The sequence below is a fragment of the Pseudomonas sp. MM227 genome (assembly GCF_947090715.1).
Lineage (GTDB): Bacteria > Pseudomonadota > Gammaproteobacteria > Pseudomonadales > Pseudomonadaceae > Aquipseudomonas > Aquipseudomonas baltica.
The window spans coordinates 874138-889975 of sequence record NZ_OX352319.1; the positions used below are offsets into that span (position 1 = coordinate 874138).

General features: G+C 63.5%; 16 protein-coding genes and 1 pseudogene. 16 read left to right on the forward strand and 1 reads right to left on the reverse strand.

Annotation, left to right across the window (positions count from 1 at the left end):
• Positions 1-95: 95 nt before the first annotated feature.
• From ONG87_RS03875 to argE, 8 genes are all read left to right on the forward strand, one after another.
• Positions 96-1616: an amino acid ABC transporter permease/ATP-binding protein gene (locus ONG87_RS03875; protein WP_264382255.1), complete on the forward strand. Its 1521-nt coding sequence runs from the start codon at positions 96-98 to the stop codon at positions 1614-1616.
• A gap of 29 nt (positions 1617-1645) precedes the next feature.
• Entirely contained in the window at positions 1646-2518 is an 873-nt protein-coding gene (locus tag ONG87_RS03880; protein WP_264382256.1) for a phytanoyl-CoA dioxygenase family protein, read from the forward strand.
• Positions 2519-2543: 25 nt separating this feature from the next.
• Positions 2544-3377, forward strand: coding sequence for a transporter substrate-binding domain-containing protein (locus ONG87_RS03885; RefSeq protein ID WP_264382257.1), 834 nt, complete (start codon positions 2544-2546; stop codon positions 3375-3377).
• A gap of 72 nt (positions 3378-3449) precedes the next feature.
• Positions 3450-4181 carry a class II aldolase and adducin N-terminal domain-containing protein gene (locus tag ONG87_RS03890; RefSeq protein ID WP_192104271.1) on the forward strand — a complete coding sequence of 244 codons (732 nt, stop codon included), beginning with the start codon at positions 3450-3452 and terminating at the stop codon, positions 4179-4181.
• Between the two features lie 122 nt (positions 4182-4303).
• Entirely contained in the window at positions 4304-5599 is a 1296-nt protein-coding gene (locus ONG87_RS03895; protein WP_264382258.1) for an NAD(P)/FAD-dependent oxidoreductase, read from the forward strand.
• 62 nt (positions 5600-5661) lie between these two features.
• Positions 5662-6072, forward strand: coding sequence for a RidA family protein (locus ONG87_RS03900; RefSeq protein ID WP_122713495.1), 411 nt, complete (start codon positions 5662-5664; stop codon positions 6070-6072).
• 13 nt (positions 6073-6085) lie between these two features.
• Positions 6086-6763 (forward strand): DUF1028 domain-containing protein, encoded by a 678-nt coding sequence (locus tag ONG87_RS03905; protein WP_122479559.1) that lies wholly within the window; start codon positions 6086-6088, stop codon positions 6761-6763.
• Positions 6760-7914 (forward strand): acetylornithine deacetylase, encoded by a 1155-nt coding sequence (argE, locus tag ONG87_RS03910; RefSeq protein ID WP_264382259.1) that lies wholly within the window; start codon positions 6760-6762, stop codon positions 7912-7914. Before ONG87_RS03905 ends, argE begins: the two co-directional genes overlap by 4 nt.
• 81 nt (positions 7915-7995) lie before the next feature.
• Here argE and suhB read toward each other — a convergent pair whose 3' ends face one another.
• Positions 7996-8811, reverse strand: a complete 816-nt coding sequence (gene suhB / locus ONG87_RS03915; protein ID WP_122479557.1) for an inositol-phosphate phosphatase — start codon at positions 8809-8811, stop codon at positions 7996-7998.
• Positions 8812-8944: 133 nt separating this feature from the next.
• Here suhB and trmJ point away from each other — a divergent pair, with 133 nt between their 5' ends.
• The 8 genes and pseudogenes from trmJ to hscA all read left to right on the forward strand — a co-directional run bounded on the left by trmJ (position 8945) and on the right by hscA (position 15836).
• The gene (gene trmJ, locus ONG87_RS03920; RefSeq protein ID WP_122479556.1) at positions 8945-9697 is read left to right on the forward strand and encodes a tRNA (cytosine(32)/uridine(32)-2'-O)-methyltransferase TrmJ; all 753 of its coding nucleotides are present in this window, start codon (positions 8945-8947) and stop codon (positions 9695-9697) included.
• Positions 9698-10450, forward strand: a pseudogene (cysE, locus tag ONG87_RS03925) (serine O-acetyltransferase); the annotation flags it as partial.
• 346 nt (positions 10451-10796) lie between these two features.
• Positions 10797-11294 carry a Fe-S cluster assembly transcriptional regulator IscR gene (iscR, locus tag ONG87_RS03930; RefSeq protein WP_122479554.1) on the forward strand — a complete coding sequence of 166 codons (498 nt, stop codon included), beginning with the start codon at positions 10797-10799 and terminating at the stop codon, positions 11292-11294.
• A 34-nt stretch (positions 11295-11328) separates the two neighbouring features.
• Complete coding sequence (locus ONG87_RS03935) at positions 11329-12543, forward strand: IscS subfamily cysteine desulfurase (protein WP_122479553.1); 1215 nt, start codon at positions 11329-11331, stop codon at positions 12541-12543.
• 53 nt (positions 12544-12596) lie between these two features.
• Complete coding sequence (gene iscU, locus ONG87_RS03940) at positions 12597-12983, forward strand: Fe-S cluster assembly scaffold IscU (RefSeq protein ID WP_043186545.1); 387 nt, start codon at positions 12597-12599, stop codon at positions 12981-12983.
• A gap of 90 nt (positions 12984-13073) precedes the next feature.
• The gene (iscA, locus tag ONG87_RS03945; protein ID WP_122479552.1) at positions 13074-13397 is read left to right on the forward strand and encodes an iron-sulfur cluster assembly protein IscA; all 324 of its coding nucleotides are present in this window, start codon (positions 13074-13076) and stop codon (positions 13395-13397) included.
• Between the two features lie 8 nt (positions 13398-13405).
• The gene (gene hscB, locus ONG87_RS03950) at positions 13406-13927 is read left to right on the forward strand and encodes a co-chaperone HscB (protein ID WP_122796030.1); all 522 of its coding nucleotides are present in this window, start codon (positions 13406-13408) and stop codon (positions 13925-13927) included.
• Between the two features lie 46 nt (positions 13928-13973).
• Positions 13974-15836, forward strand: a complete 1863-nt coding sequence (gene hscA, locus ONG87_RS03955) for a Fe-S protein assembly chaperone HscA (RefSeq protein WP_185794076.1) — start codon at positions 13974-13976, stop codon at positions 15834-15836.
• Positions 15837-15838: the final 2 nt, after the last annotated feature.

Below are 15838 nucleotides of genomic sequence, written 5' to 3' on the forward strand. Positions count from 1 at the left end.
ATGATGGTTATAAGACGGGCAGAACGGGCAACGTTCGAAGTTCAGATCCGACAGGAAGTCACCCATCACTATTGACCTTGCCGAGCGAGCCGACGATGACGTTTGACTGGAAATACATGTTTGGTCTGCTCAGCGATACCGAGTTCTGGATGGCGGCCTGGACCGTGATTCAACTCAGTGTATTGACCTGGGTCATCAGTATCGTGCTGGGCTTTGTTCTGGCCCTGGCGAAGCAGTCCACCCGTCCATTGATCAATCTGCCAGCGCGCGGTTATATCTGGCTGTTTCGCAGTCTGCCGCTGTTGGTGCTGCTGATATTCGTCTACAACCTGCCGCAGGCGATGCCGTCCACATCGGCCGTGCTGGCCAACCCGTTCTGGGCTGGCCTGATCGCGCTGGTGCTCAGTGAAACCGCCTACGTCGCAGAGATCCATCGTGGTGGCTTGCTGTCCATCGCCAAGGGCCAGAGCGAGGCCGCCCGGGCCCTGGGCCTGCGGTTTGCGGGCACGCAATGGCGCATCGTCATTCCCCAGGCATTGCGGGTGGCGCTGCCTTCGCTCACCAATGAATTCATCTCCATCGTCAAGCTCAGCTCGCTGGTGTCGGTGATCTCGTTGACCGAGATCCTCATGGTGGGTCAGCGCCTGTACTCGCAGAACTTCCTGGTCATGGAAACCATGGCCGGAGTGGCGTTCTTCTACGTGCTGATCGTGACCGTGTTCGACTTTCTGCTCAAGCGCCTGGAGCGCTATCTGGACGTGACCCAGACCAAGGCCGCGCGCCTGCCCGATGCCGAAGTGCTGCGGCTGGCCACCGAGCACAAGGCTGCCGTGGCGCGGCCCAACAGCGATTCGACTGGCCCCGCGCTGCAGGCGACCAAGCTGCACAAGGCCTACAACGACGTCGAAGTACTGGGCGCGGTGAGCTTGCAGATCCAGCCGGGTGAAGTGGTGTCGGTCATCGGCCCTTCGGGCTCGGGCAAGACCACGCTGATTCGCCTGCTCAACGGGCTGGAGCAGATCGACAACGGTGACATCAAGATCAACGGCAAGCCGTTCATTCACCTGGACCGAAAGGGCGCACAGCCGCAGCGCTATGTGGAACACGCCGAGCATCGCCTGAACATCGGCATGGTGTTCCAGAGCTTCAACCTGTTCCCGCACATGACCGTGCTCAACAACCTGCTCATGGCCCCGCGTTATCACCGCCTGGCGCCGCTGGCCGATCTCCGGCAGCAGGCCTACGCCCTGCTGCACAAGGTCGGCATGCTCGACCATGCCTGGAAGTACCCGCATCAGTTGTCCGGTGGCCAACAGCAACGCGTGGCGATTGCTCGCGCACTGATGATGCGCCCACAGATCATGCTGTTCGATGAACCCACCTCGGCGCTCGACCCGGAGAAGGTCAACGAGGTGTTGCAGGTCATCGAAGCGCTGGCCAGCGAAGGCATCACCATGATCATCGTGACCCACGAAATGAATTTCGCCTTCAAGGTTTCCGATCGCATCGTCTTCATGGAGAAGGGCCGCGTGGTCTGCGATGACAGCCCGCAGGCGCTGCGTAGCGGGCACAACCCGCGGGTGGAAGCGTTCCTCAAAGATGTCTCGTTGGCCTGAATCCAACCTAACTGGTGCGAGTAGCAAACATGATCGAGCAATGGCAGATAGACCGGTTTCATCAAGATGGCTTTCTGGTCGTGGAGGACGTGCTGGCTGCGCCGGAAGTCGCCGCGCTGCAACAGGACTTCGACCAGTGGGTTCAGGACAGCCGCAGCCAGTCCCAGGCGTGGGGGGAAACGCTGGATGGGCGCCCCCGCTTCGATGTGGAAAGCGATCACCGCGCGGACCATCCTTCGCTGCGCCGCGTGGCCTCGCCCACCGAGATTTCGCCGGCGTATCGCCAGGCCGCCTTCGCCTCGCGCATGGCCGAGATTGCCGGACAGCTGATCGGCGGCGCCGGTACGCGCTTCCACCACAGCAAGATCAACTCCAAGCTGCCGCACACCGCCACCCAGGTGAAATGGCACCAGGATTTCCTGTTCACCCCGCACAGCAACGATGACCTGGTGACGGCGCTGTTGATGGTCAGCGAAGTGACCCCGCAGAACGGCCCGCTCAAGGTCATCCCCGGCAGCCACACGGGCCCGCTGTGGTCGCACTGGCACGACGAGCGCTTTACCGGTGCGGTGGCCGATGCCGTGGTCGATGAGCACTGCCAGGCACCGGTGGCGTGCTTCGGTCCGCCGGGTTCGGTGTGCTTCATGCACACCCGTCTGCTGCATGCCTCAAGCCCCAACCACACCGAAGATCCGCGAACCCTGTTCATCAGCGTCTACGCCGCCGAGGACGCTTTGCCGCTGGCCGACAACCCGCTGCCCAGCGAGCACGCCGGGCTTCTGGTGGCCGGGCGCGAGAGCGGCCTGGTGCGCAGCACCGATCACCACGTTCGCCTGCCCCAGAAACCCAAGGGTGCATCGTTTTTCGTCCAGCAGGCCGGTACCGACCTGACGACTGCCTGACTCCATTGACTGCGAGGAATACCCCATGAAATTGCCAAGCCTGATCGTCCGCCCCGTTTCCATGGCCGTGTTCGGCGCCGTCCTGGCTGCCAGCTCGTTGAGCGCTTTGGCGTTCCAGCAGCCCGGCAAGATCGTCGCCGGTTCCGATATGACGTTCTTCCCCTACGAGTACATGGAGAAGAACAAACCCGCCGGCTTCGATATCGAATTTCTCGACGGTCTGGCCAAGGTCATGGGCATGACTGCGGAAAACATCGACACGCGCTTTCCCAACCTGATCAGCGGACTGCAGGCCGGACGGTTCGATATCACCAACTCGTCGATGTACATCACCGCCGACCGCCTGAAGGTGATCGACATGGTCCCTTACCTGAAAAGTGGCGAGTCGATACTTGCGGTGAAGGGCAGTGACTATCAGCCCAAGACGCCCGAAGAGTTCTGCGGCCACAAGATCGGCTCCATGGGTGCCACGTCCTGGCTGCAGCAGTTGCAGAAGCTGTCTGCCGAATATTGCGTGAAGAATGGCCTGCAGCCGATTGCCATCAGCGAGTACGGCACCGATCCACAGGCAACCCAGGCCATGCTGGCGCACGCAGTCGAGGCGCAGATCACCGATGCGGCGGTCGCCCGTGGGGTGGTCGACAAGCTGGGCAATCGCGTAGTGATTTCCTCGCAGACCCTGATCTACCCGGTGCTCAACGGTTTCGGCGTGAAGAAGGGCAACGATGCGGTCAGGACTGCGCTGGTCGAAGGCCTGGAAAAGTACAGCAAGACTCCGGAGTACGCCGCCCTGCTGGCCAAGTACAAGTTCCAGGCGCCGACCGCCGATGACATCGCCACATTGATGCCCAAGCCCTGATAGCGCACGTCAAGATCAGCCATCAGTACCCGCGGATCGTCGCGGGTACGTGCCAACGGAGTGCCCAGCGCCATGGCCCTGAGTTTCGAAGAACAGACGCGCGTCGACCTGGCGGCGACGTTCCGCATCATCGCCCACCTGGGCATGCATGAGGCGGTCGCCAACCATTTCAGTGCGGCCATCAGCGCCGACGGCAAGCAGTTTCTGCTCAACCCCAAATGGGTGCATTTTTCCCGCCTGCGGGCCAGCGATCTGTTGCTGCTCGATGCCGACGATGCCGAAGCCGCGCAGCGCCCGGACGTGGATGCCACTGCCTGGTCGATCCACGGCCAGGTTCACCAGCGCCTGCCCGATGCCCGTGTGGTGCTGCATCTGCACCCGGTCTATACCACCGCCGTGGCCTGCCTGGCGCAGCCCAGGATCGTGCCGGTCGACCAGAACACGGCACGCTATTTCAACCGCGTCGCGGTGGATGAACTGTATGGCGGCATGGCCGATACCAGCGCCGAGGGCGCCCGCCTGGCCAGCCTGCTGCAGGACAAGAGCCGGCTGCTGATGGGCAACCATGGTGTCATCGTCACTGCCCCCACGGTGGGTGAGGCGTTCGATGACATCTGGACCCTGGAGCGCGCCTGCCAGATTCTGGTAACCGCCTGGTCGACCGGCCAGCCGCTCAAGGTGCTGGCTGATGAAGTAGCGGAAAAGACCGCGCGGGACTGGGAGAAAATCAGCGATTTTTCCCAGCGCCATTTCGAAGAAATGAAGTACCTGATGATTCAGGCGGATCCCTCGCTGGTGGACTGAGCACCCGACACCCACTGAGCGCTCTGCACAGCCTCGCGGGTGCCGCAGGACGCCGTGTGCCCGGCTTTCGAATTTTCATGAAGACAGCGGCAAGCCCTGACGGCCTGCCGAAGGATGCCAAGATGAACCAACAGATCACCGAAATAGACACCCTGGTAGTGGGTGCTGGACAGGCCGGGGTGGCCATGAGCGAGCACCTGAGCCGTCTGGGCATCCCTCACCTGGTACTGGAGCGGGCTCGCATCGCCGAAGCCTGGCGCTCGGGCCGTTGGGACTCACTGGTGGCCAACGGCCCGGCCTGGCACGATCGGTTCCCCGGCCTGGAATTCGACATGGACCCGGATGGCTTCGCCGGCAAGGAGCAGGTGGCCGATTATTTCGAAGCCTATGCCCGCACATTCGACGCGCCGATCAAGACCGGTGTGGAGGTCAAGCGAGTGAGGCGCAACGTCGGTCGCGCCGGCTTCACCGTGGAAACCAGCGCGGGCACCTATTCGGTCAAGCATCTGGTGTCGGCCACCGGGCCGTTCCAGAAACCGGTCATCCCGGCCATCGCGCCCACTGATTCAACGCTTCACCAGATCCATTCGGCGCACTATTTCAACCCCGAGCAATTGCCCGCAGGCGCGGTGCTGGTGGTCGGTGCGGGGTCATCCGGGGTGCAGATCGCCGAGGAGCTGCTGCGCGCAGGACGCAAGGTCTACCTGTCGGTCGGTCCGCACGATCGGCCACCGCGCGCTTACCGCGGACGGGATTTCTGCTGGTGGCTGGGTGTGCTCGGGCTGTGGGACAGCGAAACCGTGCAAGCGGGCCGCGAGCACGTCACCATTGCCGTCAGTGGCGCCCGCGGCGGGCATACCGTGGACTTTCGTCGCTTGGCGCAAGCCGGGATGGTGCTGGTCGGCCTGACCGAGCGCTTTGCCGATGGCACCGTCACCTTTGCCCAGGACCTGAACGACAACCTCGACCGGGGTGACGAGAACTATCTGGCCCTGCTCGATGCGGCCGATGCCTATGCCGAGCGCAACGGCCTGGACTTGCCCCTGGAACCGACTGCCCGCGAGCGCGTAGCCGACGCGGCGTGCATCGCCCAGCCGCTGCAGGCGCTGGACCTGGCCGAGGCGGGCGTGGCCACGATCATCTGGGCCACCGGTTATTCTCAAGACTACAGCTGGCTGCAGGTGGACGCCTTCCACGCCAACGGCAAGCCGCGTCACCAGCGCGGCGTGAGCAGCGAACAAGGCATCTATTTCGTCGGTCTGCCATGGTTGTCGCGGCGCGGTTCGGCGTTTATCTGGGGCGTATGGCACGACGCCCGGCATGTCGCCGACCAGATCGCCACCCAGCGCAAATACCGCGCCTACGACGAGTCCAGGTCAGCCGCGGACTTGCCCGCCGCGGTGCGCGCCAACGCTTGATCGCAGCTGTTGATCACTACTGTGTGGCGTCACCTCGACGCCTACGCCAAGGAGTTTCGTTCATGGTTACCCATACCCGCATTCGGATGTTCAACACCAAGGACACCTACCCCAACCAGAGCCTGGACAATGACCTGTGCCAAGCTGTCCGGGCCGGCAATACCGTGTATGTGCGCGGTCAGGTGGGCACCGACTTCGACGGCAACCTGGTGGGGCTTGGTGACCCGGCGGCGCAGGCCGAGCAGGCCATGAAAAACGTCAAGCAGTTGCTGGAAGAGGCGGGCAGCGACCTGTCGCATATCGTCAAGACCACTACCTACATCATCGATCCGCGCTATCGCGAGCCGGTCTATCACGTCGTCGGCCGCTGGCTCAAGGGAGTCTTCCCGATTTCCACTGGCCTGGTGGTGTCGGCCCTCGGCCAACCGCAGTGGTTGATGGAAATCGACGTGATCGCCGTCATCCCGGAATGAGGAGTTCCCTGCTATGACCTTTTCCATTGCGGCACGCTGCGCCGAAACCGGCCAGTTGGGCATCGCCATCAGTTCTTCGAGCATTGCCGTGGGCGCCCGCTGCCCGTGGCTGCTGGCCGGTGTGGGGGCGGTGTCGTCACAGAACATCACCCTGCCAGCCCTCGGCCCGCAGACGCTTGTGCTGCTCGAACAGCAGGTGTCGCCTGCCGAGGCGTTGCAGCAGGTGCTGGGCGGCGACGGTTTTGGTGAGTACAGGCAGATCATCGCCCTCGATGCGCAGGGGCGCAGCGCCTTTGTCAGCGGCGGCCAGACCTTGGGCATTCACCATGCGCGCAGCGGTGAGCAATGCGTAGCGGCAGGCAACATGCTGGCCGCCACCGCGGTGGTCGACGCTTTGGTCGAGGCGTTCCAAGAGGCCTCCGGGCACCTGGCCGAGCGCTTGCTGCATGCCATGCTGGCCGGGCTGGCCGCCGGTGGCGAAGCCGGGCCGGTGCACTCTGCGGCGCTGAAAGTAGTAGGTGAGCTGCCGTGGCCCGTCGTCGACCTGCGAGTGGACTGGGCCGAGCATGATCCTTTGGGTGAGTTGCAGCAGCTGTGGCAGGCCTATCGACCGCAGATGCAGGACTATATCGACCGCGCTTTGAATCCGGCGGTGGCGCCGGGTTACGGCGTGCCGGGAGACGCCCGATGAGCGCCAGCCGTGATCTGCTGGCGCAGTTGGTGGCCTTCGACACCACCAGTCGCGAGTCGAACCTGGCGCTGATCGAATTCGTTCAGGGCTACCTGGCAGAGTACGGCGTGAGCAGCGAGCTGATCTACAACGAGGCTCGTAGCAAGGCCAATCTGTTCGCCAGCATCGGCCCTGACCATGTGCCGGGCATCGTCCTGTCGGGCCATACCGATGTGGTGCCGGTAGACGGCCAGGCGTGGACCCATCCGCCGTTCCAACTGAGCGAGGCGGATGGACGCCTGTATGGCCGCGGCACCGCCGACATGAAAGGCTACATCGCCTGCGTACTGGCGCAGGTGCCGGCATGGGTCGAGGCACCCCTGCGCAGGCCGCTGCACATCGCGCTGTCCTACGATGAGGAAGTCGGCTGCCTGGGCGTGCGCTCGCTGCTCGAAGCGTTGCGTCACCGGCCGGTGCAGCCGATGTTGTGCGTGATCGGCGAACCGACCGAACTGGCGCCCGTGCTCGGCCACAAGGGCAAGCTGGCGATGCGCTGCGAAGTGGAGGGGCTGGCTTGTCACTCGGCCCATGCGCCCAGCGGGGTCAATGCTATCGAGTACGCTGCGCGGCTGATTGCCGAACTGGGCCGGCTGGGTGAGGCGCTGCAAACCCCGGATGCACGCAACGAGCGCTTCGATCCGCCGTTTTCCACGGTGCAGGTGGGGGTGATAGCGGGCGGTACGGCGCTCAACATCGTACCCCAGCATTGCCGTTTCGATTTCGAGGTGCGCTCGCTGCCCGCCGATGATCCGCGGCAACTCACCCAGGCCCTGCAAGGTTACGCTGAGCACACGTTGCTGCCGGCCATGCAGGCGGTCGGTGGCCAGAGCGCCATTCGCTTCAGCGAGTTGTCCAGCTATCCGGGCCTTGACGTGAGCCATGCCAGCGAGGCGGCGGGCTTGATCGCGCGGTTCAGCGGTTCGCGGGCGTTTTCCACGGTGGCGTTCGGTACCGAAGGCGGGCTGTTCGATCAGGCGGGCATAGCGACGGTGGTGTGCGGGCCCGGCAGCATGGCGCAGGGGCACAAGCCCGATGAGTTCGTCAGCATCGCGCAACTGGCGGGCTGCGACGAGATGCTGGGTCGAATACTGGCCTTTGCCTGCGAAGAATAGTCCGTGTTGGCGTGAATCTCGGGCATGAAAAAAGCACCCATCAGGGTGCTTTTTTCGTCGCGGCGCTTGTCGCGTCGGCGCTCAGCGCTTGAGCGAAGCCGGCAGGTGCGGCTGGATGGCGGTCAGCACCGCCTTGAAGCACTTGGTGTTGCCGGCCACGATGTGGCCGTTTTCGAGGAAGTTGTGACCGCCGGTGAAATCGCTCACCAGGCCGCCTGCTTCCTGAATCAGCAGCACGCCCGCAGCCATGTCCCATTCCGACAGACCCGACTCCCAGAATGCGTCGAAGCGGCCCGCGGCGACGTAGGCCAGATCCAGGCTGGCGGAGCCGGCGCGGCGGATGCCGGCGGTCTGGCCCACCAGGCTGCGGAACATGCCCAGGTAGTTGTCGAGGTTGTCCATCTGGTTGTCACGGAACGGAAAGCCGGTGCCCAGCAGGGCGCCGTCCAGGCTGGTGCGACCGCTGACACGCAGGCGGCGACCGTTGAGCTGGGCACCACGGCCACGGCTGGCGGTGAATTCTTCCTGGCGCACCGGGTCCAGAACCACCGCGTGCTCCAGGCGACCGCGGTATTTGCAGGCGATGCTGACGGCGAAATGCGGGACGCCGCGCAGGAAGTTGGTGGTGCCGTCCAGTGGGTCGATGATCCACAGGTAGTCTTCGCCTTCGCCGCTGCCAGCGTGGAAGCCGGTTTCTTCGCCACGGATGCCGTGGGTTGGATAGGCCTTGCGCAGGGCGTCGATGATTTTCTGTTCGGCGGCGCGATCGACTTCGGACACGTAGTCCTTGGCATCTTTCTCGTCGACCTTGATGGTATCCAGGCGCTCGATGGAGCGGAAGATCAATTCACTGGCGCTGCGGGCGGCGCGCAGCGCGATATTCAGCATGGGCTGCATGGACGTTTCACCTAGGTCGTTAAAGAAAGCCGCGCATTCTAGCAGAAAAGTCGTGGACAAGAAGAGGGACATAGCCTTAGTTATAGGCCTTCTGTAATATTTGCCGCCCTTTCCCCGACACAGAGCCCTAGCCGTGCTGGATAACATCCGAGTCGTCCTGGTCAATACCAGCCATCCCGGCAACATCGGTGGAGCGGCGCGCGCCATGAAGAACATGGGCCTGTCGCGGCTGGTGCTGGTCGAGCCCCGCGATTTTCCGTCGCCCGAAGCCGAGGCGCGCGCCTCGGGTGCCAGCGACGTGCTGGAAAACGCCCAGGTGGTCGCCACGCTGGAAGAGGCACTGGTGGGCTGCACGGTGGTGTTGGGTACCAGCGCCCGCGACCGCAGCCTGCCCTGGCCCTTGGTGGATCCCCGTGAATGCGGCGAAAAAGTCATCGACGAAGCGGGGCAGGGCAAGCAGATCGCGCTGGTGTTCGGCCGCGAGCATGCGGGCCTGACCAACGACGAGCTGCAGCGCTGTCATTTCCATGTGCACATCCCGTCCAACCCCGATTTCAGCTCGCTGAACCTGGCGGCCGCTGTGCAGGTGCTCGGCTATGAGGTGCGCATGGCCTGGCTGGCGGGCAAGCGGCCGGCGGCTGCCATGGAGAAGGCCGAAGAGCTGGCGACCAGCGACGAGATGGAGCGCTTCTATGGCCATCTGCAGGACACGCTGGTCGATATCGCCTTTCTCGACCCGGAAAAACCGCGGCATTTGATGGCGCGCCTGCGTCGGCTGTTTGGCCGCAGCGCCGTGAACAAGTCGGAAATGAGTATTTTGCGCGGCATTCTCACCGAGACCCAGAAGGTCGCTCGGGGCGAGCCGCATAAGCGCAAGGATCAGTAAATGTTCGAACGTCTGCGGGAAGATATTCAGAGTGTTTTTCATCGCGATCCGGCTGCGCGCAATGCGTTCGAGGTATTGACCTGCTACCCCGGCATGCACGCCATCTGGCTGCATCGGGCGGCCCATGCCTTGTGGAAGCGGGATCTGAAATGGCTGGCGCGGGTGGTGTCGAATTTCGGTCGCTGGATGACCGGGATCGAGATTCATCCGGGCGCCACGGTGGGCCGGCGGTTTTTCATCGACCACGGCATGGGCATCGTGATCGGCGAGACGGCCGAGATCGGCGACGATGTGACGATCTATCAGGGCGTGACCCTGGGCGGTACCAGCTGGAACAAGGGCAAGCGCCATCCAACCCTGGCCGACGGCGTGGTGGTAGGGGCGGGCGCCAAGGTGCTCGGGCCGTTCACCGTGGGCGCCGGGGCCAAGGTCGGCTCCAACGCGGTGGTGACCAAGGAGGTGCCACCCGGCGCGACCGTGGTGGGGATCCCGGGCAAGATCATCGTCAAGAGCGACGACCAGCTCGATGCGCGGCGCAAGGCCATGGCCGAGAAGATCGGCTTCGATGCCTACGGTGTCGGTGGGGAAGATATGCCGGACCCGGTGGCCAGGGCCATCGGCCAACTGCTCGATCACCTGCATGCAGTGGATGGGCGCCTCGAGGGCATGTGTGGCGCGCTCAACCAGTTGGGCAGCGACTACCGTGCCAAGGACCTGCCGCCCCTGCGTGACGAGGATTTCGAATGCGTGCAGGGCGCGGAGCGCAAGGCCAACCCCCTGATCCATCAGATCCACCGCGGCGCCCGTTTCGCGGCCGATGGCCGCTCCTGCGCGTGCCTCGACACCCCTGTAGGAGCGGTCCGTGGCCGCGAAGGGCGCACCGCGGTCCAGCAGATCCACTGCGGCGCCCGTTTCGCGGCCGATGACCGCTCCTACGGGGCATAGCGAGCAGCAGATGCTCCCTCCTGCATCATTAGTCTGCTATCATTGCGCCGCCGTTTCTGCACTCAAGTCCTAGTAATTCAGTAGGACTTATAGTTGACAAATTTACTCGGAAATAGGATGATCGAACCTATTCCGAGAACCCGTGGTACTAGCCATGCGACTGACAACTAAAGGCCGATACGCCGTCACTGCCATGCTCGACCTGGCATTGCACGCGCAGCGTGGGCCGGTCTCATTGGCCGACATCTCCGAGCGCCAGGGCATTTCGCTGTCCTACCTGGAGCAACTGTTCGCCAAGCTGCGCCGGGGCAACCTGGTGTCCAGCGTGCGCGGCCCGGGCGGTGGTTACCAGCTTTCCCGCGAAATGGAAGGCATCCAGGTTGCACAGGTCATCGACGCGGTCAACGAATCGGTCGACGCCACCAAGTGCCAGGGCCTGGGTGATTGCCACGCCGGAGACACCTGCCTGACCCATCACCTGTGGTGCGACCTCAGCCAGCAGATCCATGAATTTTTGAGCGGCATCAGTCTGTCCGACCTTGTCACTCGCCGTGAAGTGCAAGAAGTCGCCCAGCGCCAGGACCTGCGCCGTTGCAACAGCAACGGCCGCACGCAACGCCTGGACAAGATCGAAACGTCTGCCGTCGAATGAGAAAGCCAGGTTAGCCGCCTGATAGGAGATACCAATGAAGTTGCCGATTTACCTCGATTACTCCGCGACCACGCCAGTGGATCCACGCGTTGCACAGAAGATGATCGAATGCCTGCAGATGGACGGGAACTTCGGTAACCCGGCTTCCCGTTCGCACGTGTTCGGCTGGAAAGCCGAAGAAGCCGTCGAAAACGCCCGTCGCCAAGTGGCCGACCTGGTCGGTGCCGACCCGCGCGAAATCGTCTGGACCAGCGGTGCCACCGAGTCCGACAACCTCGCGATCAAAGGTGTGGCGCACTTCTACCAGACCAAGGGCAAGCACATCATCACCACCAAGATCGAGCACAAGGCGGTGCTGGACACCACCCGCCAGCTCGAGCGTGAAGGCTTCGACGTCACCTATCTCGAGCCCGGCACCGATGGCCTGGTTACCCCAGCCATGATCGAAGCGGTGATGCGCGACGACACCATCCTGGTTTCGGTCATCCACGTGAACAACGAAATCGGCGTGATCAACGACATCGCGGCCATCGGCGAACTGACCCGTTCGCGCGGCGTGCTGTTCCATGTCGATGCTGCGCAGTCCACCGGCAAGGTCGACATCGACCTGGCCGCGCTCAAGGTCGACCTGATGTCGTTCTCGGCGCACAAGACCTATGGCCCCAAGGGTATCGGCGCGCTGTACGTCAGCCGCAAGCCGCGAGTTCGCCTGGAAGCTGCCATGCACGGCGGTGGTCACGAGCGCGGCATGCGTTCGGGCACCCTGGCCACGCACCAGATCGTCGGCATGGGCGAAGCCTTCCGTATCGCCAAGGAAACCATGGCGGACGAGAACGCACGCATCAAGGCCCTCAGCGACCGGTTCTACCAGCAGGTCGAAAACCTGGAAGAGCTGTACGTCAACGGCAGCCTGACTGCTCGCGTGCCGCACAACCTGAACCTGTCCTTCAACTATGTCGAAGGCGAGTCGCTGATCATGGCGCTAAAGGACCTGGCAGTGTCTTCCGGTTCCGCGTGCACCTCGGCCTCGCTCGAGCCCTCGTACGTGCTGCGCGCCCTGGGCCGCAACGACGAGCTGGCACACAGCTCCATTCGTTTCACCTTCGGTCGCTTCACCACCGAGGAAGAAGTCGATTACGCCGCGCAGAAAGTCTGCGAGGCCGTCACCAAGCTGCGCGCGTTGTCGCCGCTGTGGGACATGTACAAAGACGGTGTCGATATCTCGAAGATCGAGTGGGCGGCGCACTAAGTAGCTGCCGGCAAGAGCGGCTTACCTGATGAGTTTCAGTAAGGATCAATATCATGGCTTACAGTGAAAAGGTCATCGACCACTACGAAAACCCACGTAACGTGGGCAAGATGGACGCCGAAGATGCCGATGTCGGCACTGGCATGGTCGGCGCTCCGGCGTGCGGCGATGTGATGCGTCTGCAGATCCGCGTCAACGAGCAGGGCATCATCGAAGATGCCAAGTTCAAGACGTACGGCTGCGGTTCGGCCATCGCTTCCAGCTCCCTCGCCACCGAGTGGATGAAGGGCAAGACCCTGGACGAAGCCGAAACCATCAAGAACACCCAGCTGGCCGAAGAACTGGCGTTGCCGCCGGTGAAGATCCACTGCTCGGTGCTCGCCGAGGACGCCATCAAGGCGGCCGTACGCGACTACAAGCAGAAGAAAGGTCTGCTCTGAGTCAGAGCGAAGCTGGACACAGTCGCAGGTTCGATACAGCGCGGTGCGGGTGACCGCTCGCGCGCAACCGTTTGCAGGTAAGGAGTCACGATGGCCATCAGCATGACAGAAGCCGCCGCCAACCACGTTCGCCGCTCCCTGGCAGGGCGTGGCAAGGGTGACGGCATTCGTTTGGGCGTACGCACCACCGGTTGCTCGGGGTTGGCCTACGTGCTGGAGTTCGTCGATGAAGCCGGCAGCGAAGACAAGGTCTTCGAGAACCATGGCGTCAAGGTGATCATCGATCCCAAGAGCCTGGTCTACCTGGACGGTACCGAGCTCGATTTCGTCAAGGAAGGGTTGAACGAAGGCTTCAAGTTCAACAACCCCAACGTACGCGGCGAATGTGGCTGCGGCGAAAGCTTCAATATCTGAGGCTGACCGTGGGTACTCCTTGTCATTTCGCCCTGTTCGACCTCAAGCCTGGCTTTCGCCTGGATCTCGACCAGCTGGCTACCCGCTACCGCGAGTTGGCCCGTGAAGTCCACCCTGATCGCTTTGCCGACGCTTCCGAGCGCGAGCAACGCCAGGCGCTGGAAAAGTCCGCGGGTTTGAACGATGCCTACCAGACCCTGAAGGCTGCGCCCAAGCGTGCGCGTTACCTGCTGTCCATCGGTGGGCGGGAAGTACCGCAGGAAGTCACGGTCCATGACCCGGACTTTCTTCTGCAGCAGATGCAGTGGCGCGAAGAGCTCGAAGACCTGCAGGACAGCGCCGACTTGCCCGGTGTGGCCGCCTTCAAGCGGCGGGTCAAGGCCGCGCAGGCTGAACTCGAAGACAGCTTCGCTGCCTGTTGGGATGACGCGGCGCAACGCGAACAGGCCGAACGCCTGATGCGGCGCATGCAGTTTCTCGACAAGCTTTCCTATGAAGTGCGCCAGCTCGAAGAGCGCCTCGACGATTAACCCAGTGTCGCTACGGCCGCACGCCTGAATTCCTGACCTGATAAGCATGGCCCTACTGCAGATCGCCGAACCTGGCCAGAGTCCTCAACCACACCAGCGTCGTCTGGCCGTGGGGATCGACCTGGGCACTACCAATTCGCTGGTCGCTGCGCTGCGCAGCGGTCTATCCGAACCCCTGGCAGACGCAGACGGGCAGGTCATCCTGCCGTCTGCCGTTCGCTATCACGCCGATCGTGTCGAGGTCGGAGCGGCTGCCAAGGCTGCCGCCGCCAGCGACCCTTTCAACACCGTGCTCTCGGTCAAGCGCCTGATGGGCCGTGGCCTGGCCGACGTCAAGCAGCTGGGCGAGCAGTTGCCCTACCGCTTCGTCGGTGGCGAGTCGCACATGCCGTTCATCCAGACCGTCCAAGGGCCGAAAAGCCCGGTGGAAGTGTCTGCCGATATTCTCAAGGCCCTGCGCCAGCGCGCCGAAGACGTCTTGGGCGGCGACCTGGTCGGGGCGGTGATCACCGTTCCCGCCTATTTCGATGACGCCCAGCGTCAAGCCACCAAGGACGCCGCGCGCCTGGCCGGGCTGAACGTGCTGCGCCTGCTCAACGAGCCGACGGCCGCTGCCGTCGCCTATGGCCTGGATCAGCACGCCGAAGGGCTGGTGGCGATCTACGACCTGGGCGGTGGCACTTTCGATATCTCCATCCTGCGCCTGACCGGCGGGGTCTTCGAAGTGCTGGCCACCGGCGGCGACAGTGCACTGGGTGGCGACGATTTCGATCATGCCATCGCAGGCTGGATCGTCGAGCAGGCGGGCGTATCCGCCAACCTCGACCCCGGTGCCCAGCGCCAGCTGCTGCAGGCGGCGTGCGCTGCCAAGGAAGCCCTGAGCCAGTCGTACAGCGCCACCATCGAATACGGCACCTGGAGTGCGGAGCTCACGCGCGACGCCTTCCAGGCGCTGATCGAACCCATGATCGCGCGCAGCCTCAAGGCCTGCCGACGCGCCGTGCGTGACGCCAGCATCGAGATCGACGAGATCCTTGCCGTGGTCATGGTCGGTGGCTCTACCCGCGTGCCGCGGGTACGTGAAGCGGTAGGCGAGCTGTTCGGGCGCCAGCCGTTGACCGACATCGACCCCGATCAGGTGGTGGCCATCGGTGCGGCCATCCAGGCCGATACCCTGGCCGGCAACAAGCGCGACGGCGGCGAGCTGTTGCTGCTGGACGTCATCCCGCTGTCCCTGGGGTTGGAAACCATGGGCGGGCTGATGGAGAAGGTGATTCCGCGCAACACCACCATTCCCGTTGCGCGTGCCCAGGATTTCACCACCTACAAGGACGGCCAGTCGGCCTTGCTCGTGCACGTTCTGCAGGGTGAGCGCGAGCTGATCAGCGACTGCCGGTCGCTGGCCCGTTTCGAGCTGCGTGGCATTCCTGCCATGGTGGCCGGCGCGGCGAAGATCCGCGTGACTTTTCAGGTCGATGCCGATGGCCTGCTCAGTGTGTCCGCGCGCGAGCTGGGCTCTGGCGTGGAAGCGAGCATTCAGGTCAAGCCCTCCTATGGCCTGACCGACGGCGAGGTCGCCAGGATGCTCACCGATTCCTTCCAGTACGCCGGTGACGACAAGGTTGCTCGCCAGCTGCGCGAGCACCAGGTCGACGGCGAGCGTCTGCTCGAAGCGGTACAGGCCGCGCTGGACGCCGATGGCGAGCGTCTGCTCGACGACGAAGAGCGCATGGTGATCGGCCTGCAGATGGACGAGTTGCGCGCGCGGGTCAAGGGCGACGACGGTCCGGCCATCGAACAGCAGACCAAGCTGCTGTCGCAGGTGACCGATGCCTTCGCCGCGCGTCGTATGAACAATGCCGTGAAAGACGCCCTGTCAGGGCGCAACCTGAATGAAATTGAGGAATAACT